25 protein-coding genes and 1 other RNA gene are annotated in these 20893 nt (G+C 66.3%); 17 read left to right on the top strand and 9 right to left on the bottom strand.

Annotated elements, in window-relative coordinates:
- The first annotated feature begins 54 nt into the window (after positions 1-54).
- From ASE70_RS13915 to ASE70_RS13895, 6 genes are all read left to right on the top strand, one after another.
- Entirely contained in the window at positions 55-1743 is a 1689-nt protein-coding gene (locus ASE70_RS13915; RefSeq protein ID WP_056505985.1) for a class I adenylate-forming enzyme family protein, read from the top strand.
- 280 nt (positions 1744-2023) lie between these two features.
- Positions 2024-3880: an ABC-F family ATP-binding cassette domain-containing protein gene (locus ASE70_RS13910; RefSeq protein WP_056505982.1), complete on the top strand. Its 1857-nt coding sequence runs from the start codon at positions 2024-2026 to the stop codon at positions 3878-3880.
- Positions 3881-3922: 42 nt separating this feature from the next.
- Positions 3923-4372 carry a hypothetical protein gene (locus ASE70_RS19975; RefSeq protein ID WP_156356272.1) on the top strand — a complete coding sequence of 150 codons (450 nt, stop codon included), beginning with the start codon at positions 3923-3925 and terminating at the stop codon, positions 4370-4372.
- A 75-nt stretch (positions 4373-4447) separates the two neighbouring features.
- On the top strand, positions 4448-6088 hold the full coding sequence (locus ASE70_RS13905; RefSeq protein ID WP_056505978.1) for a DNA polymerase III subunit gamma/tau: 1641 nt from the start codon (positions 4448-4450) through the stop codon (positions 6086-6088).
- Positions 6085-6408, top strand: coding sequence for a YbaB/EbfC family nucleoid-associated protein (locus ASE70_RS13900; RefSeq protein ID WP_055994907.1), 324 nt, complete (start codon positions 6085-6087; stop codon positions 6406-6408). The genes ASE70_RS13905 and ASE70_RS13900 overlap by 4 nt, the downstream gene beginning before the upstream one ends.
- A gap of 74 nt (positions 6409-6482) precedes the next feature.
- Entirely contained in the window at positions 6483-6731 is a 249-nt protein-coding gene (locus ASE70_RS13895; protein WP_056401435.1) for a lipase chaperone, read from the top strand.
- A gap of 112 nt (positions 6732-6843) precedes the next feature.
- Here the strand turns inward: ASE70_RS13895 and mtgA are convergent, their stop codons facing one another.
- The 3 genes from mtgA to ASE70_RS13880 form a co-directional block, all read right to left on the bottom strand.
- Positions 6844-7578 carry a monofunctional biosynthetic peptidoglycan transglycosylase gene (gene mtgA / locus ASE70_RS13890; protein WP_082451044.1) on the bottom strand — a complete coding sequence of 245 codons (735 nt, stop codon included), beginning with the start codon at positions 7576-7578 and terminating at the stop codon, positions 6844-6846.
- A gap of 279 nt (positions 7579-7857) precedes the next feature.
- Positions 7858-8763, bottom strand: a complete 906-nt coding sequence (gene rpoH, locus ASE70_RS13885) for an RNA polymerase sigma factor RpoH (RefSeq protein ID WP_055994898.1) — start codon at positions 8761-8763, stop codon at positions 7858-7860.
- 52 nt (positions 8764-8815) lie between these two features.
- Entirely contained in the window at positions 8816-9769 is a 954-nt protein-coding gene (locus tag ASE70_RS13880) for an RluA family pseudouridine synthase (RefSeq protein WP_056505972.1), read from the bottom strand.
- A gap of 17 nt (positions 9770-9786) precedes the next feature.
- Here ASE70_RS13880 and ASE70_RS13875 point away from each other — a divergent pair, with 17 nt between their 5' ends.
- The 11 genes from ASE70_RS13875 (at position 9787) to ASE70_RS13830 (ending at position 18246) form a co-directional block, all read left to right on the top strand.
- The gene (locus tag ASE70_RS13875; RefSeq protein WP_082451070.1) at positions 9787-10281 is read left to right on the top strand and encodes a Mov34/MPN/PAD-1 family protein; all 495 of its coding nucleotides are present in this window, start codon (positions 9787-9789) and stop codon (positions 10279-10281) included.
- Positions 10278-10916, top strand: coding sequence for a histidine phosphotransferase family protein (locus ASE70_RS13870; protein ID WP_056505969.1), 639 nt, complete (start codon positions 10278-10280; stop codon positions 10914-10916). Before ASE70_RS13875 ends, ASE70_RS13870 begins: the two co-directional genes overlap by 4 nt.
- Before the next feature lie 132 nt (positions 10917-11048).
- Positions 11049-13394 carry a chemotaxis protein CheA gene (locus ASE70_RS13865; RefSeq protein ID WP_056505967.1) on the top strand — a complete coding sequence of 782 codons (2346 nt, stop codon included), beginning with the start codon at positions 11049-11051 and terminating at the stop codon, positions 13392-13394.
- Positions 13391-13831: a chemotaxis protein CheW gene (locus ASE70_RS13860; protein WP_056505963.1), complete on the top strand. Its 441-nt coding sequence runs from the start codon at positions 13391-13393 to the stop codon at positions 13829-13831. Before ASE70_RS13865 ends, ASE70_RS13860 begins: the two co-directional genes overlap by 4 nt.
- A gap of 61 nt (positions 13832-13892) precedes the next feature.
- Complete coding sequence (locus ASE70_RS13855; protein ID WP_056401071.1) at positions 13893-14258, top strand: response regulator; 366 nt, start codon at positions 13893-13895, stop codon at positions 14256-14258.
- A gap of 19 nt (positions 14259-14277) precedes the next feature.
- A complete protein-coding gene (locus tag ASE70_RS13850) occupies positions 14278-15324 on the top strand; it encodes a chemotaxis protein CheB (RefSeq protein WP_056505961.1) in 1047 nt (348 codons plus the stop codon).
- On the top strand, positions 15321-16157 hold the full coding sequence (locus tag ASE70_RS13845; RefSeq protein WP_056401067.1) for a CheR family methyltransferase: 837 nt from the start codon (positions 15321-15323) through the stop codon (positions 16155-16157). The genes ASE70_RS13850 and ASE70_RS13845 overlap by 4 nt, the downstream gene beginning before the upstream one ends.
- 67 nt (positions 16158-16224) lie before the next feature.
- The gene (locus tag ASE70_RS13840; protein ID WP_056401065.1) at positions 16225-16908 is read left to right on the top strand and encodes an N-acetylmuramoyl-L-alanine amidase; all 684 of its coding nucleotides are present in this window, start codon (positions 16225-16227) and stop codon (positions 16906-16908) included.
- A gap of 33 nt (positions 16909-16941) precedes the next feature.
- An RNA gene (rnpB, locus tag ASE70_RS15825) (RNase P RNA component class A) lies at positions 16942-17342 on the top strand.
- Between the two features lie 51 nt (positions 17343-17393).
- The gene (locus ASE70_RS13835) at positions 17394-17930 is read left to right on the top strand and encodes a J domain-containing protein (RefSeq protein ID WP_056401062.1); all 537 of its coding nucleotides are present in this window, start codon (positions 17394-17396) and stop codon (positions 17928-17930) included.
- 10 nt (positions 17931-17940) lie between these two features.
- The gene (locus ASE70_RS13830; protein WP_235512331.1) at positions 17941-18246 is read left to right on the top strand and encodes a (2Fe-2S) ferredoxin domain-containing protein; all 306 of its coding nucleotides are present in this window, start codon (positions 17941-17943) and stop codon (positions 18244-18246) included.
- On the opposite strand, the gene ASE70_RS13825 is transcribed toward ASE70_RS13830, so the two are convergent.
- From ASE70_RS13825 to ASE70_RS13800, 6 genes are all read right to left on the bottom strand, one after another.
- A complete protein-coding gene (locus ASE70_RS13825) occupies positions 18223-19212 on the bottom strand; it encodes a hypothetical protein (protein ID WP_056401057.1) in 990 nt (329 codons plus the stop codon). The two genes, ASE70_RS13830 and ASE70_RS13825, sit on opposite strands and share 24 nt — an antisense overlap.
- Before the next feature lie 84 nt (positions 19213-19296).
- Positions 19297-19701, bottom strand: coding sequence for a SufE family protein (locus ASE70_RS13820; protein WP_056401055.1), 405 nt, complete (start codon positions 19699-19701; stop codon positions 19297-19299).
- A 23-nt stretch (positions 19702-19724) separates the two neighbouring features.
- A complete protein-coding gene (locus ASE70_RS13815) occupies positions 19725-19955 on the bottom strand; it encodes a hypothetical protein (protein WP_055994863.1) in 231 nt (76 codons plus the stop codon).
- 25 nt (positions 19956-19980) lie between these two features.
- Positions 19981-20244, bottom strand: coding sequence for a hypothetical protein (locus ASE70_RS13810; protein ID WP_055792834.1), 264 nt, complete (start codon positions 20242-20244; stop codon positions 19981-19983).
- Positions 20245-20255: 11 nt separating this feature from the next.
- Positions 20256-20564, bottom strand: a complete 309-nt coding sequence (locus ASE70_RS13805; RefSeq protein WP_056401052.1) for a hypothetical protein — start codon at positions 20562-20564, stop codon at positions 20256-20258.
- A 20-nt stretch (positions 20565-20584) separates the two neighbouring features.
- Positions 20585-20890 carry a hypothetical protein gene (locus ASE70_RS13800; protein ID WP_056505957.1) on the bottom strand — a complete coding sequence of 102 codons (306 nt, stop codon included), beginning with the start codon at positions 20888-20890 and terminating at the stop codon, positions 20585-20587.
- Positions 20891-20893 lie beyond the last annotated feature (3 nt).

Genomic DNA, 20893 nt, shown 5'->3' with positions numbered 1-20893 from the left:
TTGCAGGCAGGCGAAGCGACGATTTCCATCGGGGCGGATTGGCCGCGCCTATCGATGGCGCAGGTACAGGCGGCGCTGACCGCCCCCGGCGCACCGTTCGAAATGGCGACCGAAACGATCCGGGGCGTGCCGACGCGGGTCTGGAAGAACGCACCGGCAACCCTTGCGCAACTGGTCGCGTTTTCACGCAGTCATGGCGAGCGTCTGGCGACGATCCACGAGGATGAGCGCGTCACGTTCGATGCGCAGTTTCGCGCCATCGCAACGCTCGCTAGGCATTTGCAGGACAGCGGGATCGGCAAGGGCGACCGGGTCGCGCTGGCGATGCGCAACATGCCCGAATGGCCGGTCGCCTTCTTTGCGATCGTGGCGATCGGCGCGATCTGTGTGCCGCTGAACGCATGGTGGACGCCGCAGGAACTCGCGTTCGGCGTACGCGATTCGGGGGCCAAGATGCTGATCGTCGATCGGCAGCGGCACGACCGGATGGATGGCGACTATGCGGCGCTGCCGACGCTGGAAACGGTGATCGTGGCGCGGGCGCGGACGCCGCTCTCGGCACCGGCGCGGGCGCTGGAGGAGGTGATCGGCAGTTGCGCGGACTATGCGTCGTTGCCCGAGGTCGCTTTGCCCGAGGTGGCGATCGCGCCCGATGATGACGCGACGATCTTCTACACCAGCGGGACGACCGGCAAGCCCAAGGGCGCGCTGGGCACGCACCGCAACCTCGTCACCAATGTCTTTTCGAGCGCCTATATCGCCGCGCGGGCGCAGTTGCGCCGGGGCGAGGTGCCGCCGGCGGTGCCACAACCCAAGGTCGGGTTGCTGGTCATCCCGTTCTTCCACGTGACGGCGTGCAGTGCGTCGCTGATGGGGGCAATGGCGAGCGGAACGACGCTGGTGCTGATGCGCAAATGGGACCCCGCGCAGGCGCTGGCGTTGATCGAGCGGGAGCGGGTGCAGATGACCGGCGGCGTGCCGACGATCGCATGGCAGTTGCTGGAACATCCCGACCGCGCGCAATATGACCTTTCGTCGCTGGAGATCATCCAATATGGCGGTGCGCCGTCCGCGCCCGATCTGGTGCGGCGGATCTACGAGGTGTTCGGGGCGATGCCCGGCAATGGCTGGGGCATGACCGAGACGATGGCGACGGTCACGCAGCACAGCGCCGAGGATTATCTGAACCGGCCGACCAGCTGCGGCCCGCCGGTGCCGGTCGCCGATCTGAAGATCATGGGCTCCGACGGCAGCGGCGAATTGCCGGTGGGCGAGGTCGGCGAACTGTGGGCACGCGGTCCGATGATCGTGAAGGGCTACTGGAACTGCCCTGAGGCGACGGCGGAGACGTTCGTCGACGGATGGGTCCGGACCGGCGATCTGGCGCGGCTGGACGAGGAAGGGTTCTGCTTCATCGTCGACCGCGCCAAGGACATCATCATTCGCGGCGGCGAGAACATCTATTCGATCGAGGTCGAGGACGTGTTGTACGCGCACCCGGCGGTGACCGATGCGGCGCTCGTCGGGATGCCCGACCGGGTGCTGGGCGAAGTGCCGGTCGCGGTCGTCCATCTATGTCCGGGCTGTGTGGCGGGCGAGGAGGAGTTACGGGCGTTCGTCCGTGCCCGGCTGGCGGCGTTCAAGGTGCCGGTCGCTGTGCGGTTCTCCGACACGGTGCTGCCACGCAATGCCAATGGGAAGATCATGAAGGACGAATTGCGGGCAATGTTCGCAGGGAGTTAGCGGCAAAGGTCACGAAGGTCACACTTGCGGGGTTTTCGGTGTGGTTGTTGCGAGTGGGTTGCAACTTGCGTTTCGTGTGCCGTTACCCCGGACTTGATCCGGGGTCCCGCTTTTATGGCCAGCCATGAGAAGAAGCGGGGCCCCGGGGCAAGCCCGGGGTGACGGGTGGGGTAGGTGTTGGGCACTCAACAAACGCCGAGCCTGCCGCGAGATAGCTGTGTAGGAAAGCCGTTTCGCGCCGCTCTTCGCAAACGCGGCAAAAAATGCTACGCGCCGCGCCATGCTCAATCTGAACGGTATCACGGTGCGCCTTGGCGGGCGGACGATCCTCGACAATGCCAGCGCGGCGCTGCCGCCGGGTAGCCGCGTCGGGCTGATCGGTCGCAACGGTGCCGGCAAATCGACGCTGGTGCGCGTGATCGCCGGGCAGCTGGAACCCGACAACGGCACCGCCGAAATGCCGCGCGGGAGCCGGCTCGGCTATGTTGCGCAGGAAGCGCCCGCCGGACAGGCGACGCCGTTCGAAACCGTGCTGGAGGCTGATGTCGAGCGCGCACGGTTGATGCACGATGCCGAGACGGTGACCGATCCCGATCGGCTGGGCGATATCCACGAACGGTTGCTGGCGATCGACGCCTATGGCGCACCCGCGCGGGCGGCGCGCATTCTGGTCGGCCTCGGCTTCGACGAAGAAATGCAGGGCCGGGCGCTGGAAAGTTATTCAGGCGGCTGGCGGATGCGCGTCGCGCTTGCGGCGTTGTTGTTCAGCCAGCCCGACGTGCTGCTGCTCGACGAGCCGTCGAACCACCTCGACCTCGAAGCGGTGATGTGGCTGGAGGATTTCCTGAAAGGATATCGGGCGACGATCGTCGTCGTCAGCCACGAACGCGATTTCCTGAACAATGTCGTCGACCATATCCTGCACCTGCATCAGGGCAAGATCACGCTGTATCCGGGCGGCTATGACGCGTTCGAGAAGCAGCGTGCCGAACGGTTGGCCCAGATCGAATCGGCCCGTGCGAACCAAGCGACGCAGCGCGCCAAGCTCCAGGAATATGTGGCAAAGAATTCCGCCCGTGCTTCCACCGCGAAGCAGGCGCAGTCGCGGATGAAGATCCTGGCGAAGATGAAGCCGATCGCGGCGGTGGCCGAAGATCCGTCGCTGACCTTCGATTTTCCGGCCCCCGACGAACTGCGCCCACCGCTGATCACGCTCGACATGGCGAGCGTCGGCTATAGCGACACGCCGATCCTCAAGCGGTTGAATTTGCGGATCGACCCCGAGGACCGGATCGCGCTGCTCGGGCGCAACGGCAACGGTAAGACGACGCTGGCGCGGCTGCTGGCGGCGCAGCTGGCCCCGATGGACGGCGACATGAACGCCGCCGGCAAGATGAAGGTCGGCTACTTCACCCAGTATCAGGTCGAGGAACTGAGCACCGACGACACGCCGCTGGAACACATGACGCGCCAGATGAAGGGTGCTTCGCCTGCCGCGGTGCGGGCGCAACTCGGGCGGTTCGGCTTTTCGGGCGACAAGGCGATCACGCTGGTCGGCAAGCTGTCGGGCGGCGAGCGCGCGCGGCTGGCACTGGCGCTGATTACCCGCGATGCGCCGCACATGCTGATCCTCGACGAACCGACCAACCACCTCGACGTCGATGCGCGCGAGGCGCTGGTGCAGGCGCTCAACGCCTATACCGGCTGCGTGCTGCTGGTCAGCCACGACCGGCATATGCTGGAGGCGACCGCCGACCGGCTGGTGCTGGTCGATGAAGGGACCGCGAAGGAATTCGACGGGACGATCGACGATTACATCGCGCTGATCCTCGGCAATTCGGCGAAGGAAAAGGCGAAGAAGGCCAACAAGAAGGACGACCGCAAGGCCGCCGCCGAAGCGCGCGAAAAGGCGCAGGCGCTCAAGAAGGATGCGCAGGCGATCGAACGCGATCTGGCGCGGTTGACCGAGCAGCGCGACGCGCTGGACGCGGCGATGGCGGGGAAGGCTACCCCGGCGCTGGCGAAGCTGACCATGGCGCAGTTGATGAAGCGCCGCGCGAGCCTCGATACGGAGATCGAGGTGGCCGAGATGAAGTGGATGGAGGCGAACGAGGCGTTGGAGGCTTTGGCGGCTTAGAGGGTTTGTGCCCTTCGAATTGGGTGGGAAAGAAGTCAGGCTATGGAGTATGTCACAGACGACACACCATTGGACCGGCTTTACCTTCGCGCCTTAGCGATCCGCTATGAAGGTCATCGTGGGTTGTGGATGCCGATCATGTGGCATTTGGCGCTACGCGGTTACCCGGGGGCCATGATCGAATTGGCCGATTGGTTTTCATATTACGCTAGTTTCGAAGGCATGGGTACCGCAGCCGACGCCTTCAGCGCAGTCGGCCTTTATCGCCGCGCTTACGTCAAGGGTGACACGCGCGCAGCGCAGAATCTCGCGGTCAGTTACTTCAACCGAGGCGATCTGAACGGATACCGAACTTGGCTTCGGCGGGCTGCGAGAGCAGGAGACACGGAAGCAAAAGCGCAACTCCGGTATTTTGAACTTCGACTTCCGCATCGTCAGGCTCGAAAAATTGGTCGACTACGACCGATGCAGAAGCGCGACGACGTTATCTGACCAGTACGCGTCACTCTGTGAGTGCTACCGGTATGACAGGCGACACCGCCGCCACCACCCGCTAAGACAGCCGTAATGTCCGACTCCTTCCTCGCCCTCGACATCCCCGAACAGCCGCTTGTCAGCCAGCCGTATCGCGTGCTCGCGCGCAAATATCGGCCGCAGACGTTCAGCCAGCTGATCGGGCAGGATGCGATGGTCACGACGCTGGGCAATGCCATCAAGCGCGGTCGCCTTGCCCATGCGTTCCTGCTGACCGGGGTGCGCGGGGTCGGCAAGACGTCGACCGCGCGGCTGATCGCCAAGGCGCTGAACTGTATCGGGCCGGACGGGCAGGGCGGACCGACCATCGATCCGTGCGGGGTGTGCGAACCGTGCCGGGCGATCGCCGAGGGGCGGCATATCGACGTCATCGAGATCGACGCCGCGTCGAACAACGGCGTCGACAGCGTGCGCGAGATGACCGAGGCGGTGCGCTATTCGGCGGTGTCGGCGCGCTTCAAGATCTACATCATCGACGAAGTGCATATGATGTCGACGCCGGCGTTCAACGCGCTGCTAAAAACGCTGGAAGAGCCGCCCGCACACGTCAAATTCCTGCTGGCGACGACCGAGGTCCACAAGGTGCCGGTGACGGTGCTGTCGCGTTGCCAGCGGTTCGACCTGCGGCGGATTCCGGCCGATCTGCTGGCCGGACATTTTGCCAGGGTCGTCGAGGCGGAGGGCGTCGAGGCCGAGCCGGAGGCGCTGCAACTGATCGCGCGCGCGGCGGAAGGGTCGGCGCGCGACGGGCTGTCGATCCTCGATCAGGCGATAGCCCATGGCGGGCTGGAGGGCGAGGGCGTGCGTGCCGATGCGGTGCGGCAGATGCTGGGCCTGTCCGATCGCGGAGCGATCCGGGCGTTGTTCGACCTGTTGCTAAAGGCCGATGCGGTGGGGGCGCTCAAGGCATTGCGGGCGCAATATGATCTGGGCGTCGATCCGGCGTCGGTGCTGCGGACCTTGCTGGAAACCGTCCATGCGGTGACGATCGTCAAGGTCGGCGGGGACCGTGGGCCGGGTCAGTCGGCCGAGGAACGTGCCGCGTTCGATGCGTGGAGCGCGCTGTCGTTTCCGATGCTGCACCGGTTGTGGCAGTTGTTGCTCAAGGGTCATGAGGAGGTTTCGCGCGCGGCCCTGCCGATCGAGGCGTGCGAGATGGCGTTGCTGCGCATCGTGCACGCGTCGTCGCTGCCCGATCCGGGGACGCTGGCCAAGCAGTTGGCGGCAGGGCAGGTGCCGGCGATGACGCCTGCGGCGGCTCCCTCCGCACCGGCTGCGGCCGAAGTCGCGGTCGATCCGGTGCCCGAGACGATGGAGCAGGTCGCGAACCTGTTGTCGAAACATGGCCGCCACTCGCTGGAGGCGCAGTTTCGCAATTGCGCGCGGATGATCCGGCTGGAGCCGAACCTGATCGAACTGAGCGGATCGCGACCGCTGCCCGCCGATTTCCCCCGCGATGTCGAAGTCGCGCTGAAAGGGATCACCGGCAGCCATTGGCGCGTTCTGATCGGCAAGGGGGCGGGTGCGCCCACCCTGCGCGAGCAGGAAACGGCCAAGGCGGAATCGGAGCGCGAACAGGTTTTGCATTCGCCGTTGGTACAGGCGGCACTGGCGGCGTTTCCGGACGCCACCCTCGATCATTGGCAACGCAGCGACGGGAGTATCGCGCGATGAAGAATCTCGATGACATCATGGCTATGGCGCAGAACGTGCAGAGCGAACTGACCAAGGCACAGGCGAACCTCGACACGATCGAGGTCGACGGACAATCGGGCGGCGGACTGGTCAAGGTCCGGGCATCGGCCAAGGGGCGCATATTGGGCGTCGATATCGACGAGTCGCTGTTGCAGGCGTCGGAAAAGCAGATGCTCGAGGACCTGATCGTCGCCGCGTTCAACGATGCGCGGGCAAAGGCGGATGCGGCAAGCTCGACCGAAATGTCGAAGCTGACCAGCGGCCTGCCGCTGCCGCCGGGGTTCAAGCTGCCGTTCTGATCGATCGGAACGCTGCTGGAACAAGCGGTTAGTCCGGTGGTTTTCGAGCGATCGAATTTGTAGGGAGGATGACCATGCAACCCGATCGTATCGAAACCACCACCAACGGTGCGCCGCACACGACGATCATCGAACGGCGTGGATCGGGCGGCGGGCTGTTGATCGGCCTTGCCGTGCTGATCGCGGTGATCGTCGGTGCCTATTTCCTACTGAACAATGCCAACAACGACAATGTTCGGACCGATGCCGTCGCTGGCGCGGCCAAGAGCGTCGGGTCGGCGGCGGACAAGGCAGGCGACGCGGTCGAGCGGGCGACGAAGTAATCAGCTGTGTTGTCTTCGTCACCCCGGACTTGATCCGTGGTCCCGCTTCTATTCTCCGTTACAAGGAGCGGGCCCCGGAGCAATTCCGGGGCGACAACCCTAACGACTTGATTCAGTTCAGACACCGGTCCAGCCGTTCGCGGCGAACGATACCGATGCGGCGTTCGATCGTGCGGGCGTAGCGGCCGGTGAAACCGGTCGGCGCGATGCCGGCGCGCTTTTTGGGCAGGGGCAGGACGGCGGCGATCTGCGCGGCTTCGCGACCGGAGAGTTTCGCTGCGCCGTGCTTGAAGTAACGCTGTGCGCCGGCCTCGATGCCGTAGGTGCCGATCCCGGTCTCGGCGACGTTGAGATAGACTTCCATGATCCGCCGCTTGCCCCACAGCGCCTCGATCAGCACGGTGAAATAGGCTTCCATGGCCTTGCGGAAATAGCCGCCGCCCTGCCAGAGGAACACGTTCTTGGCAGTCTGCTGACTGATCGTCGAACCACCACGGATGCGGCCGCCCTGCGCGTTGCGGCGGGCGGCGTTGGCGATGGCGGCATAATCGAACCCGTTATGACCGCAGAAGCGACTGTCTTCGGCGGCGATCACCGCGCGGGGCATGTCGGGGTCGATGCTTGACAGGCTGCGCCATGATTTGGTGACGCCGTGTCCGGTCGGCACGTCACCGAGCATGGTCAGCGTGATCGGCGGCGGGACGAAGCGTAGCAGTAGCACCCACAGCACGGACAGCAGGATGAAGCCAAGCAGCGCCTTGATCGCCCAGCCGATGATGCGCCGGCCCACGCCGCGGGGGGCTGTGGCGGGTTTGGGGCGGGAGCGTTGGGTGGTGCGGGCGGCCATAGTGGCTCGCTACGATGGTGTGGCGGGTTTGGGCAAGAGGATGGCCCGTCTTCTGTTGTCGAAGGGGGCGTTATGCCGGTGCGGGGTGATCTTGCGCTTGGCGGGGGAGGGGGGGGCGTTTGGTGGCCCAGTTTTCGCAGGGGCGTTGTTTGGGGCGGTCGGGCCATGGCGTTGGCGTTGCGGCAGGAGCCGTTGACGGCATGGGTTATGGATCCCGGCCTACGCCGGGATGACGAATTGCGGGGGAACGGTGGCTCTCATCCCGCCCCCCCCGTCGCGTCAGACTGCTGCCAGCATCCGGCGGTCGCCGGCGAGGCGCATCATCGCCTTTTGCAGTTTTTCGAAGGCGCGGACCTCGATCTGGCGGACGCGTTCGCGGCTGACGCCGTATACCTGGCTCAGTTCTTCCAGCGTCTTGGGATCGTCGGTCAGGCGGCGTTCGGTCAGGATGTGCTTTTCGCGGTCGTTGAGGTCGTCCATCGCCTCGACCAGCATGCCGTGACGGACATCGGCCTCCTGCGCCTCGGCGACGACCGAGTCCTGCAAGGGGCCGTCATCGGCCAGCCAGTCCTGCCACTGGCTCTCGCCATCCTCGCGCATGGGGACGTTGAGCGACGTGTCGCCGCCCATCGCCATGCGACGGTTCATCGACGTCACCTCGTCCTCGGTCACGCCGAGATCGGTCGCGATCTTGGCGAGATGTTCGGGGCTGAGATCGCCGTCCTCGAACGCGTCCAGCTTGGACTTCATCCGGCGCAGGTTGAAGAACAGCTTCTTCTGCGCGGCGGTGGTGCCCATCTTTACGAGGCTCCACGATCGCAGGATGAATTCCTGTATCGAGGCGCGGATCCACCACATCGCATAGGTGGCGAGGCGGAAGCCGCGATCGGGTTCGAATTTCTTCACGCCCTGCATCAGCCCGATATTCCCTTCGGAAATCAGTTCGCTGACGGGGAGGCCATAGCCGCGATAACCCATCGCGATCTTGGCGACGAGACGCAGGTGCGAGGTGACGAGCTGCGCCGCCGCCTCCGGATCGCCATGTTCCTGAAACCGCTTGGCGAGCATATATTCCTGCTCGGGCGCGAGGATCGGAAACTTGCGGATTTCGGAGAGATAGCGGTTGAGGCTCGCCTCGCCGCCGAGCGCCGGGATCGTCGCCGGGACGTTGCTGCCAGTTGCCATCGTCAAAACTCCCTTTGTCGTGGGCCACGCCGCATTGCGGCATCACCGTAATCTATACGTGAAGATGATCCAACAGTTCCTGCATGTCTGCCGGAAGGTCGCTATCGAACGCCAAAGCGTTGCTTGTCACGGGATGGATGAACCCCAGATGTGCCGCGTGCAACGCCTGTCGCCGGAAATCGAGCCGTTCGAGTTCGGCGCGCAACGCCGGCCGCCGCCCCGCATAGACCGGGTCGCCGAGCAGGGGATGGCCGATCGATGCCATGTGGACCCGCACCTGATGCGTGCGGCCGGTTTCCAGCCGGCATTCGATCAGCGACGCGTCGCGCAACTGGCGCAGCTTACGCCAATGCGTCACCGCATGCTTGGCGATGGGCGAACGGACGATCGCCATCTTCTTGCGATCATTGGGGGACCGCGCAAGCGGCGCGTCGACGGTGCCCGTCGACGTCAGCACCCGTCCCGCCGCGATCGCCAGATAGCGGCGGTCGATGCTGTGATCCTTGAACTGCCGCGCCAGCCCCTCATGCGCGACGTCGTGCTTGGCGACGACCAGCAGCCCGGACGTATCCTTGTCGATGCGGTGGACGATGCCGGGCCGCGCGACGCCGCCGATCCCCGACAGATTGCCTGCGCAATGATGCAGCAGCGCGTTGACCAACGTGCCATCGAGATTGCCGGCGGCCGGATGCACAACCAGCCCGGCGGGCTTGTCGATGACGATCAGATGGTCGTCCTCATAAGCGACGACCAGCGGAATATCCTGCGCCACGGTATCGAGCGGGACGGCCGGTGGCAGGGTGATGACGAACTGCTGTCCCGCCACAACCTTGCGCTTGCCATCGGAGACCGGACCATCGGGACCGGCGACATGGCCCGCCGCCATCAGCGCCTTGACCCGTTCACGCGACAGATCGGGCACGACTTCGGCCAGCGCCTTGTCGATCCGAAGCCCGTGCGCGGCATCGGTGATGCGCGCCTCTATCGTGGAAACCCCCCGGTCCATTGCCTACAAAGATGGGCATGAGGCCAAGTTTTACAAGCGAAACGATCCGGCGGTTGCTGGTCGAGGCGACGGCGAGCGCGGAGGAGATTTGCGGGTTGCTGCGGGGCACGGACGCCGGCGTCGAGGCGGCCGAACCGGCCCGCAACGTCGCCGCCGATCCTGCCCGCCATTTCGAGATCGATCCCGCGACCCTGCTCAAGGCGTATCGCGACGCCCGAGCGGGCGGAGCGGCGGTGCTCGGCTGGTATCATTCGCATCCGGTCGGCAGCGCCGATCCGTCGCCGACCGACGCGGTGCAGGCGGCGGCGGACGGGCGGCTGTGGCTCATCCTCGGCCATGGTACCGCCCGGCTGTGGCGGGCGGTCGCGAACGGTGAACGCCATGGCCGATTCGACCCGGTTTCCTTCGACGTCCGCCATGCCGGCCACGTTGAAAAAAATTGCGGGGCGGTGCACATGGACGCCAGCAGCCGGACGATGACGTTCGCGGCTGCGCAGGGATCGCCGCTTTGAACATCAGCCCAGCCGACTTCGCCAGCCTGATGTGTTCGCGATTGTGCCACGATCTGCTCAGCCCGGTCGGTGCGCTCAACAACGGCCTCGAACTACTGGCCGACGAGACCGATCCCGATATGCGTGCCCGCTGTCTCGAACTGCTGACCGACAGCGCGCGGGCATCGGCGAACAAGCTGAAATTCTTTCGCCTCGCCTTTGGCGCGGCCGGCGGGTTCGGCGATTCGATCGACACGCGCGAGGCGCGGGCGGCACTGGAAGGATTGTTCGGCGACCAGCACAAGGTGAAGCTCGGCTGGATGGTGGAGGCACCGTCGCTGCCCAAGCCGGCGGTGAAGGTGTTGCTGAACCTCGCGCTGATCGCGGGCGACGCGCTGGTGCGTGGCGGGCAGCTGGACGTCGGGGCGGAGGTCACCGCGACCGGCGTCGACATCGCGGTGCGCGGCGACGGGCCACGGATCGTGCTTGATGCCGAGCTGCGCGGCGCATTGCTGGGCGATGCGGCGATGATGACGCCGCGTGCGGCGGCGGCCTGTCTGGCGCGCGAGCTGGTCGAACAGGGCGGCGGTACGTTGCAGGTATCGCCGACCGATTCGCCGGTGCTGCTGTTCGGGGCTTCGTTCGCCAGCCGATAGGGTCGGAGATCACGCAGATGTTGTTTCCTCTGCGCGCATTCGGGGGTGATCCGATCCGTACCGCGGTCGCTTCACTAACGGCTTCTTAACCTGCCTGACGCCATGGTCGTGTCCATAACCGGGCGGGGCCGCATGGACGATCTGTTACAGGAATTCATTGCCGAGACCCGCGAGACGCTGGAAGCGTTGTCGTCGGAGATCGTCGCGTGGGAAGCCGCGCCCGACGATCGCGCCCGGCTGGACGCCATTTTCCGCTTCGTCCACACGGTGAAGGGCAGCTGCGGCTTCCTCGACCTGCCGCGCCTGTCGCGCCTCAGCCATGCTGCCGAGGACGCGCTGTGCGGCGTGCGCGACGGCAAGCGACGACCCGATAGCGGGCTGGTCGATGCGGTGCTGGCGATCGTCGACCGGATCGGCGAACTGGTCGAGGCGATCGATGCCGGACTGCCGCTGACCGACGAGGGCGAGGACGAACTGATCGCCGCGCTTTCGCCGAAGATCGGCAACCCGATCGCGGCGGCGACGCCGGTGGCGGCGGCGGCGATGGCGGCGGGCCGGGCACCGCTGCGCAGCGTGCGGCTGAACGTCGATCTGCTCGACCGGATGATGAGCGGCATGTCGGACATGGTGCTGGTCCGCAACGAGCTGGTCCGGCGGTTGCGCGATATCGCGCTCGACCCGGCGGTCGAGGCGGCGCTGGACCGGCTGTCGAGTTCGGTGGCCGATATGCGCGACGCGGTGACGCGGACGCGGATGCAGAAGATCGAAACGCTGTTCTCGCCCTTGCCGCGCATCGTGCGCGATACGGCGGCGGCGGTGGGCAAGGCAGTGATGCTGACCGTCGATGGCAGCGACGTCGAGCTGGACCGCGAAATGATCGAGGTCATGCGCGACCCGCTGGTCCATATCGTGCGCAATGCCATCGACCACGGCATCGAACAGCCCGCCGAACGCCGCGCGATCGGCAAGCGCGAAAGCGGCCGGCTGCATATCTCCGCACGGCAATCGGGCAACCAGATCGTCATCGAGGTCATCGACGACGGGCGCGGCATCGACACCGAACGGTTGATGACGAAACTGGCGGCGAGCGGGCAGCGCAGTGAGGCCGACCTGCGCAAGATGACCGATCGGCAGCGGTGTGAACTGGTCTTCGCGCCGGGCCTGTCGTCGCGCGATACCGCGACCGAGATTTCGGGGCGCGGCGTCGGCATGGACGTGGTGCGCGCCGCGATCGACCAGATCGGCGGGCGGATCACGCTGGACAACAAGCCGGGGCGGGGGCTGCGCATCGCGGTACAGGTACCGCTGACGCTGTCGATCGTGTCGACGATCGTCGTGCGGGCGGGCAGCCATCGCTTCGCCGTTTCACGCCAGACGATCGGCGAGATCGTCAACGAACGCGCCGCCAATATCCGCGTCGACCAGCTGGGCGACAACCGGATCGCCCGCATCCGCGACCGGCGTATTCCGGTCGTCGACCTGTGCGACGTCATCGGCGTCGCGACCGACACGCCCGCGGCACCCAAGATGCTGGTGGTGGTGACGATCGGCGCGGGCGACTTCGCGATCGCGGTCGACGAAGTGCTCGATACCGAGGAACTGGTGGTCAAACCCGCCGCGCCGGCGGTGATGGCGACCGGGCTGTATGCCGGACAGACGCTGCCCGACACCGGGCGGCCGATGCTGATGCTCGATTGCGCCGGGGTGGCACAGGCGGCGGGGCTGAGCTTTGCCGACGCCATGGATCTGGAGATCGAGGCGGAGGAAGCGGCGGAGGTCGACGACCGGGTCACCGCGCTGCTGTTCAACGATCTGGACGGGCGGCAACGGGTCATTCCGCTGGCGGTGATCGACCGGATCGAACGAATCCATGCCGGATCGCTCCAGCAAAGTGCCGGGCGCATCCGGCTGGCGATCGACGGGCGGATCGTGCCGGCCGAGGCGAGCGATCCGATGGCGATCGACCGGGTGACGACGGTATTGCGCCTGACCGACGGGGTGATGGAGGTCGCCTATGCGATCGTCGATGCCGTCGACATCGTGATGCTGCCCGAACTGGCCCCGGTCGGCGACGTGCCGGGTCCGATCGCCGGGATCGTGTTGCTGGACGGCGAGCAGATCGAGCAGGTCGATCCGCTGTGGCTGTTCGAACGCCATGCGCGCGAGGCGGCGTCGGCGCTGATCGCACGCAGCCGGCCGACGTGCCTGTTGGCGGATGGCGGCAGCGGATGGATGCGGGCGTTCCTGCGGCCGATGCTGGAGCAGGCCGGATATCAGATCGTCGAGCGGATCGATGCGGGCGAGCGGCCGACGCTGGTGCTGGCGCAGGCCGATATCGCGGTGCCGGCCCCCGCCGCCGACGTGCCGGTCGTGCGGCTGCGCGCGTCGCCCGCCGACATCGGCGACGGCAGCATCTATCGATACGATCGCGAAGGCGTGCTGCGCGCGCTGCGCATGGCGGCGGGAGGATATGCGTGAGTGAATTGTTCCTGCTGGCCACCGTCGTCGGACAGGATGTCGCCATCCGGTCCGACCATGTCGAATCGGTGGTCGATATCGGCGAGATCACGCCGGTCGCGCGCACCGCGCCCGCGGTGCGAGGACTGGCGGCGCTGCGCAGCCGGGTGGTGACGGTGATCGACACCGCGATCGTGATCGATCCCGTGCCACCCCCGGCGAAACGGCGGCGGGCGGTGGTGACGCAGGTCGACGGGCATCATTACGCGTTGCTGGTCGATACGCTGGACGATGCGCATCGTTTCGTGCCGAAACCCCTGTCCGCCGGGCTGTTGCCGGGGGCGGGGTGGGCGGCGATCGCCAACGGCCTGATCGAACAGGACGGGCGTGCCGTCCTGATCCTCGACCTGCCCGCCATCGTCGCCCGTGCGGCCGATGCCGGACGTGTGGCGGCATGAGCATTAACGCGGTGGTTACGCGCACGGGGTACACCCGGGCGTATCAAGATGGGGTATCGTGATGAAGAGTTGCCTGGTCGTCGATGATTCGAAGGTGATCCGCAAGGTCGCCCGGCACATTCTCGAAACGCTCCAGTTCGAGGTGCGCGAGGCAGGGGACGGCCGCGAGGCGCTCGATCAATGCGCCAAGGCGCAGCCCGACGTGATCCTGCTCGACTGGAACATGCCGGTGATGAGCGGCATGGATTTCCTGCGCGCGCTGCGCCAGAGCGAGGGCGGCATGCAGCCCAAGGTCGTGTTCTGCACGACCGAGAACGGCATGGCCTATATCCGCGCCGCGATCGAGGCCGGGGCCGACGAATATGTGATGAAGCCGTTCGATCGCGAGACGCTGGAAAGCAAGCTGCAGATCGTCGGCGTCGCCTGATCCGATCCGAATACAGCCCGTGAACGCACCGTTCACCCCTACCGCAGCCGACGGAACGGCCGTCCGGATCCTGATCGTCGACGATTCGGCGGTCACCCGGGCGGTGCTGGCCCGGATCGTCGATGCGATGCCCGGCCACCGGGTCGTCGCCGCGGTCGGGGGCATCGCACAGGCGACCGGCAGCCTGGAGGCACAACCTGCCGATCTGATCCTCCTCGACATCAACCTGCCCGGCATCGATGGCCTGTCGGGCCTGCCCGACCTGATGGCGGCGGCACCGGGGGTGCGGGTCATCGTCCTGTCGGGCGATTGCGCCGACGGGTCGCCGGCGGCGTGCCACGCGCTGTCGCTGGGGGCGGCGGCGACGCTGGCCAAGCCCGAATCGTCGCCGCTGGCCGGCGGGTTTGGGACGAGGCTGGCGGCGCTGATCGAACGGGTAATGCGGACGGTACCGCGGGGAACCGGCACCGGTGCCACCCGCCGCAGCGATGCGTTCGACATCATAGCGATCGGCGCGTCGACCGGCGGTATCCACGCGCTGGCCCCGCTGCTGGCGGCGATCCCGCCCGATCTCGACCTGCCGATCCTGGTCACCCAGCATCTGCCGGGAACGTTCACCGACTATTTCGCGCAGCAGCTGGCCGGGCTGGCGCGGCGTCCGGTGGATGTCGCGCGCGACAGCCTGCGCATCCAGCGCGGGCGGCTGATCGTCGCACCCGGCGACGCGCATATCCGGGTGGTGCCGACCAGCGAAGGTGCCGCGACCCGGCTCGACCGGTCGCCGTCGATCAGCGGATGCATGCCGTCGGTCGATCCGATGTTCGATTCGGTGGCGCAGGTATATGGCGCACGCGCGTTGGCGATTGTCCTGTCGGGCATGGGTCGCGACGGTGCGCGGGGCGCCGCGAATATCCGGGCGGCAGGGGGGATCGTCGCGGTGCAGGATCAGGCGAGTTCGGTCGTATGGGGAATGCCGGGGGCGGTGGCCGAGGCGGGGCTGGCCAACACGATCGGTACCCCGGCGCAACTGGGGGCGTTCGTCGCGCGCCGGCGGCGGCCGGCATGACCGCGCCGCGCCCCGCCGGGCCGCTCGGCTCCGCCGCCAACGCGATCGTCGCGCTGCTCGAACAGCGGACCGGGCAGCAGCTCGACGCCGGGCGCGCATGGCGGATCGACAGCGCGCTGCAGCCGATGCTGCGCGAACGCGGGCTGACCACGCTCGACGAACTGGTGGCGCGGATCAACGGCCGGGGATCGAACGAGGGCGGGCTGGCCGATCTGGTCGTCGATGCGCTGCTCAATCAGGAAACGTCCTTCTTTCGCGACGCGGCGACGCTCGACACGGTCGTGCAGGCGGCGATCGACATGGTCGCCGATGCTCCGCGCCGGCTGCGGGTCTGGTCGGCGGCGTGCTCCACCGGGCAGGAGCCGTTGTCGATGGCGATGCTGTTCGCCGAGGCGAGCGAGCGGACGGGGATCCAGCTGCCGGAAATCCGGGCGACCGACATTTCGCTGCGCGCCCTGATGCGCGCGCGCGAGGCCCGTTATACTCAGTTCGAGATCCAGCGCGGGCTGCCGATCCGGCGGATGATGCAGTGGTTCGAACCGCGCGACGACCTGTGGGAAGCGAAGGCCGAACTGCGGTTCCGCCTGCTGTACGGGCAGCAGAACCTGATCGCCGATCCGATGCCGGGGGGCAAATTCGATATCGTGCTGTGTCGCAACGTGCTGATGTATCTCTCGCCGGCGATGCGGGGGCAGGTGCTCAACCGGATCGCCGGCGTCATGCGCCCCGGCGCGTTGCTCGTGCTGGGCGCGGGCGAGACGGTGATTGGCCATACCGACGCGCTGGTGCCGTCGGAGCGTTATCGCGGACTGTACCGGCCGGCGGCGCACTGACCTTGCCTTTCCCCGCGTCCCGCCGCAATCGGGACGCAGTGGCGTGAGGGGAAAGAGTCGCGTGCAGATGATCGAGACGCCGTCGCCGAACTTCGGCGAACGCTTGCTGCCCGTCACCATGCTGGTGCTGCATTATACGGGCATGGCCGACGCGGCGTCGGCGATCGCGCGGCTGACCGATCCACAGGCCGAAGTGTCGGCGCATTACGTCATCGATGAAGACGGCACGATCCACCGGCTGGTCGCCGAGGACAAGCGCGCATGGCATGCCGGCAAGTCGCACTGGCGCGGGGTCACCGACGTCAACAGCGCATCAATCGGCATCGAACTGGTCAATCCCGGTCACGAATTCGGCTATCGTAGTTTTCCGGAGGCGCAGATCGATGCGCTGATCCCGCTGGTCCATGACATCAAGGACCGGCACCAGATCACGCGCGGCAATGTCGTCGGCCATTCGGATATCGCTCCGGCGCGCAAGCAGGACCCGGGCGAGCTGTTCCCGTGGAACCTGCTCGCCCGCCTGCGCCTCGCGCTGCCCCGGCCGACCCGCAATCTGATGGACCCGGGATGGAGCGATGCCGGGTTCCTGCTGGCACTCGAACGCTTTGGATATGACGTGTCCGACCGGCATGCGGCGATCACCGCGTTCCAGCGGCGCTTCCGGCCCGAAATGATCGACGGCATCGCCGATGGCGAATGTCGCATGCTGTTGCTGGCGCTGTTGCTGCCCAAGCCGCAAGGCGACGATTGAACCGGCGCGCTCCGTCCGCTAGGAGCAGGCGCGTCAGAGGGTCGGGCGGCCGCGTCACGTGTCATGCGTGCCGAGGAAAGTCCGGGCTCCACGGAAACGACGGTGCCGGGTAACGCCCGGCGGGCTTTCGGCTTCGGCCGGGGGTTCAGGGACAGTGCCACAGAGAGCAGACGGCCTTTGGCTTCGGCCGGGTTACGGTGAAAGGGTGCGGTAAGAGCGCACCGCGCGGCTGGTAACAGCAGCGGCATGGCAAACCCCACCGGGAGCAAGACCGAATAGGGGCGGCATGAAGCGCGCAAGCGCTTCGGGGCATGTTCCGGCCCGCTGCCCGGGTTGGTTGCTGGAGACGGCGCGCAAGCGTCGTCCAAGAGGAATGGTCGCCTATCCTGTTTCATGCAGGTGGACAGAACCCGGCTTACAGACCCTCTGACATTCGCGCGCGGCAATGGGTTGCGTGGGGCGCATGGCGGCTTATTTCGACAACAATGGCAAGATATACGCGATCGAACGACTGGGGCTTTCCCCGCTGGCGGGGGTACAGCGAGGGCCGCGAGGCCCAGACGGTGAAGCTGTGCGATCGCCATGGCTGCACCGAACCCGGCAAATGCCCCGCGCCCAAATCGCCCAACAGCCCCGATCGCTGGTATTTCTGCGAAGCGCACGCGGCCGAATATAACAAGGGCTGGAATTACTTCGAAGGGCTGAACGAGGAAGAGGCCAAGGCGCGGGAAGCGGACGAACGCCGCACCGCCAACGGCTATGCGGCATCGGCATCGAATGCCTGGGCCGGGTCGGGCGATGGCACGCGTTCGCGCGACGAAATGCGCGCGCTCGACGTCCTCGAATGCGATCCCGACGCCGATTTCGACACGATCCGGCTGGCATGGCGCAAGCTGGCCAAGGTGAACCACCCCGATGTCCGGCCCGGCGATGCCGAGGCAGCGAAGAAATTCCACGCGATCCAGGCGGCCTATGACGTGCTGCGGACCGCCGAGGAACGGCGGAACTGGAAACCGGCGTGAGGGCGCTCGCGTGAGGACCGGCGTCCGGTCGCGCTGGGACAAGGCCGTGCTGGTCTGCGCCAAATGTTCGAAGAAGCTGGACGGTGGCTTCGGTGACGGTGGCAAACCGCTGGCGAAGGCATTGCGCAAGCATCTGAAGCTGAAGAACGGTCCGAAGGCCGCGGCGGGCGTGGTCGAGGTGAAGTGCCTCGACGTGTGTCCCAAGGGCGCGGTGGTCGTTGTCGACAGCGAACGGCCGGGGGACTGGCTGCTGGTGCGGCCGGGCGATGATCTGGACGCGGTGGCGGCTCGGTTAGGGCTCGATCAGGGCGCCTGAGTCGCTCGGGCCGTATTCGGAGAACAGCGCGAGGATCGCCTCGTTCATGTTCACCTCGTCGCGCCGTTCCTTGACCGGACATTCGCCGATCCGGGTGGCGCTGACCTGCCAGCGATAGCCGACCTGTCTCGCGGGGTTCCAGCCCGCGCCCCCGCCACGTTCCGGGCCGTCCTGATCCTGTTCGATGACATAGTTCAGCGTCAGCTGTCGTTTATCGTAGCGACCGGTCATTTCCAGCCGGCGCTGGGTCCGGGCATTGATGCACGAGCGCGACGCATCGATGCGGCCGTTGGCCATCTTCGTCCGCAGCCGCCCGCACTGCGCCCCGGCGAGAAGGCCGGTCATCATGTTGCCTTCCCCTGCAGCGCGCCGCAGCGTCGCTTCGATCGTGCCGTCGGGCAAGCACTGGGTAAACCGTACCGGGCGCGCGCCGCCGCCGCCGGCGAGGGCGAGCGTCGCGCTGCGCCGGAACTGCCACAGGCCGCCACGCAGCGAGGGGATATTACCCACCACGACGATATCGGCCGGCGCACCGCGGACGACGATATCCGACCCCCCGCTGTTCGACATCGGCGCAGTGCTTTGCGCTACAGGCGGCAGGTCCGGGGGCGGCGGTGCAGCGGCAACGCCAACCGGGGCAGGTACGCCGTCGACCAGTTGGTCGATCCGGCCGGCGACGCAGGCTTGCGTTTCCTTCACCTCGCGATTGCCCTCGCGAACGCAGGCCTTCACGATCGCGCACATGATCCGGTCGATGCGGGGATCGCCACTCGACACCTCGGCTTCGCATTTCGTCACCCATTGCCCGCGCGTCGCGTAGTTCAGCCGCACCTTGCGCAGCTTGCGGGCGATGACGACGATCTCGTCATCGGCAGTCGCGTCAGGCGGAGCAGGGGTCTGTCCGGGCAAGGGTACGGCGACCAGTCCGGCGAACAGCAGAGGGTTTATCCATCGCACGTGCTTCATGCCAACGGCACTCCCCCCGGACTTGCCGGTTCTGTCGGCGTTCGGCGCGATGCTAACGAAAGGCGGCACCGGCCGCCAGTCGCGTCACGCCAGCCGCGCCGCCGTCTCCCGGATCAGCGCGATCATGTTCGGTATCCCCTGCGTCCGGTTCGAACTCAACTGGTTGCGCAGGTCGAACGGGGCGAGGGTCGCGTCGATATCGGTGGACAGGATCGTTGGTGCTTCGCGATCCTGCACGGTCGCCAGCACCAGTGCGATGATCCCCTTGGTGATCGCAGCGTTGCTGTCGGCGAGGAAGTGGAGCGTGCCGTTGGCCTGTTGCTGCGGATATACCCAGACCGATGCCGAACAACCGCGCACCAGCGTCGCATCGGTCTTGAGGGGATCGGGCATCGGCTCCAGTTGCCGACCCAGGTCGATCAGCAACCGGTAGCGGTCGTCGCCGTCTAGGAATTCATATTCTTCGCGGATATCGTCGATGCTCTGCATGACGCCGCTATAGGCATTCGACGTCAGAGTTCCACCCCGGCGGCGATCGCTTCGAGCTTGCGGATGCGTTCCTTGAGGTCGGCGATTTCGATCCGGGTGCCGACATTGGGGGCGGGCTGGGTCATCGGTTTGTCGCCAAGCCGTTGCTGTTGCAGCGCCAGCCAGCCGCGCCAGCCCGACAGCATCGTGACCGATACGATCGCGACGGCGGCAAGGGTGGTGGCGGCGAGTGCGAGGGTAAAAGTAAGGTTCATCGGACTGCCCTTCTCGTCGGGTTTGTCAGTTGAGCGGTTTGTCGCGGAGGCGCTCGATCTCGTCGGACAGGTCGACGCCGCGATCGGTGATGATCCGTTCGAGGACGCGGACGCGCTGTTCCAGCCGTTCGGTCTGGGCGGCATATTGCGCTGCCTTCTCGGCGGTTTCCGTGCCGCGGATTTCGAGTTCGCGTTCCTTCAGCGCCATCCAGGGTTTGAAGACGTGGTTGGCGAGGATCGCGATGACCGGGATCGACACGCCGAGAATGGGAATCCAGAGCGGGCTCATGGTCGTTCCTTTCAGTTCGTCCGGCCGCGCAACAACTCGATCTCGCGGTCGAGCCCATGCGAACTGTCGGTCACGATCCGCTCGACATTGGCGAGCCGGTCCTTGATCGAACCCAGTTCGGCCTTAAGCCGGGCGTTTTCCTGGCTCAGCAGCTTCACCCGTTCGACTGTTTCGTCGTCGCGCTTCGGATAGATCGCCTGTCCCCATGCGCCGTCGAGTGGGTAGCCGTTCTTGACGCGGAGCCACGTGGTGAAGATCCAGCCGCCGATGGCGGAGAGGCCGACGACTGCGGCGATCACGATGAGGGTTGTGGGAGGCATGATCGGTACTCCTGATCGGTTCAGCGCAGCGCGTCGATTTCGCGGGCGGTGCGGGTGGCGGGATCGGTGGCGATGCGTTCGAGAACGGCGATGCGCTCTTCGAGGCGCAGGACCTTGCCCTGCAACTGTTCGTTCTGCTGCGCCATCAGCTGCGCCTGCCGGATCGCGTCGATCTGGTCATGGCGGCGCTGGCGCTTGCCCCTGCCTTTGCAATCCTCGTCGTCCAGCGGATAGCCGTGCCTGGCACGGATCGCGGTCTTGACGATGCCCGCGACCATAACGATCGCGATGATCGCCAGCACGAACCCCGGTCCACCCCAATTCATCGT

Source organism: Sphingomonas sp. Leaf22 (assembly GCF_001421715.1).
Classification (GTDB): Bacteria; Pseudomonadota; Alphaproteobacteria; order Sphingomonadales; family Sphingomonadaceae; genus Sphingomonas.
Note: the sequence above shows the minus strand (reverse complement) of the source record. Positions and strands in the feature narration are given on the sequence as shown.

What these genes read in the sequence shown, in the direction of transcription:
- ASE70_RS13915 (WP_056505985.1), top strand. Translation starts at nt 55, where the DNA reads ATGGCGCAGGTACAGGCGGCGCTGACCGCCCCCGGCGCACCGTTCGAA.
- ASE70_RS13910 (WP_056505982.1), top strand. Translation starts at nt 2,024, where the DNA reads ATGCTCAATCTGAACGGTATCACGGTGCGCCTTGGCGGGCGGACGATC.
- ASE70_RS19975 (WP_156356272.1), top strand. Translation starts at nt 3,923, where the DNA reads ATGGAGTATGTCACAGACGACACACCATTGGACCGGCTTTACCTTCGC.
- ASE70_RS13905 (WP_056505978.1), top strand. Translation starts at nt 4,448, where the DNA reads ATGTCCGACTCCTTCCTCGCCCTCGACATCCCCGAACAGCCGCTTGTC.
- ASE70_RS13900 (WP_055994907.1), top strand. Translation starts at nt 6,085, where the DNA reads ATGAAGAATCTCGATGACATCATGGCTATGGCGCAGAACGTGCAGAGC.
- ASE70_RS13895 (WP_056401435.1), top strand. Translation starts at nt 6,483, where the DNA reads ATGCAACCCGATCGTATCGAAACCACCACCAACGGTGCGCCGCACACG.
- mtgA (WP_082451044.1), bottom strand. Translation starts at nt 7,578, where the DNA reads ATGGCCGCCCGCACCACCCAACGCTCCCGCCCCAAACCCGCCACAGCC.
- rpoH (WP_055994898.1), bottom strand. Translation starts at nt 8,763, where the DNA reads ATGGCAACTGGCAGCAACGTCCCGGCGACGATCCCGGCGCTCGGCGGC.
- ASE70_RS13880 (WP_056505972.1), bottom strand. Translation starts at nt 9,769, where the DNA reads ATGGACCGGGGGGTTTCCACGATAGAGGCGCGCATCACCGATGCCGCG.
- ASE70_RS13875 (WP_082451070.1), top strand. Translation starts at nt 9,787, where the DNA reads ATGAGGCCAAGTTTTACAAGCGAAACGATCCGGCGGTTGCTGGTCGAG.
- ASE70_RS13865 (WP_056505967.1), top strand. Translation starts at nt 11,049, where the DNA reads ATGGACGATCTGTTACAGGAATTCATTGCCGAGACCCGCGAGACGCTG.
- ASE70_RS13855 (WP_056401071.1), top strand. Translation starts at nt 13,893, where the DNA reads ATGAAGAGTTGCCTGGTCGTCGATGATTCGAAGGTGATCCGCAAGGTC.
- ASE70_RS13845 (WP_056401067.1), top strand. Translation starts at nt 15,321, where the DNA reads ATGACCGCGCCGCGCCCCGCCGGGCCGCTCGGCTCCGCCGCCAACGCG.
- ASE70_RS13840 (WP_056401065.1), top strand. Translation starts at nt 16,225, where the DNA reads ATGATCGAGACGCCGTCGCCGAACTTCGGCGAACGCTTGCTGCCCGTC.
- ASE70_RS13835 (WP_056401062.1), top strand. Translation starts at nt 17,394, where the DNA reads ATGGCAAGATATACGCGATCGAACGACTGGGGCTTTCCCCGCTGGCGG.
- ASE70_RS13825 (WP_056401057.1), bottom strand. Translation starts at nt 19,212, where the DNA reads ATGAAGCACGTGCGATGGATAAACCCTCTGCTGTTCGCCGGACTGGTC.
- ASE70_RS13820 (WP_056401055.1), bottom strand. Translation starts at nt 19,701, where the DNA reads ATGCAGAGCATCGACGATATCCGCGAAGAATATGAATTCCTAGACGGC.
- ASE70_RS13815 (WP_055994863.1), bottom strand. Translation starts at nt 19,955, where the DNA reads ATGAACCTTACTTTTACCCTCGCACTCGCCGCCACCACCCTTGCCGCC.
- ASE70_RS13810 (WP_055792834.1), bottom strand. Translation starts at nt 20,244, where the DNA reads ATGAGCCCGCTCTGGATTCCCATTCTCGGCGTGTCGATCCCGGTCATC.
- ASE70_RS13805 (WP_056401052.1), bottom strand. Translation starts at nt 20,564, where the DNA reads ATGCCTCCCACAACCCTCATCGTGATCGCCGCAGTCGTCGGCCTCTCC.
- ASE70_RS13800 (WP_056505957.1), bottom strand. Translation starts at nt 20,890, where the DNA reads ATGAATTGGGGTGGACCGGGGTTCGTGCTGGCGATCATCGCGATCGTT.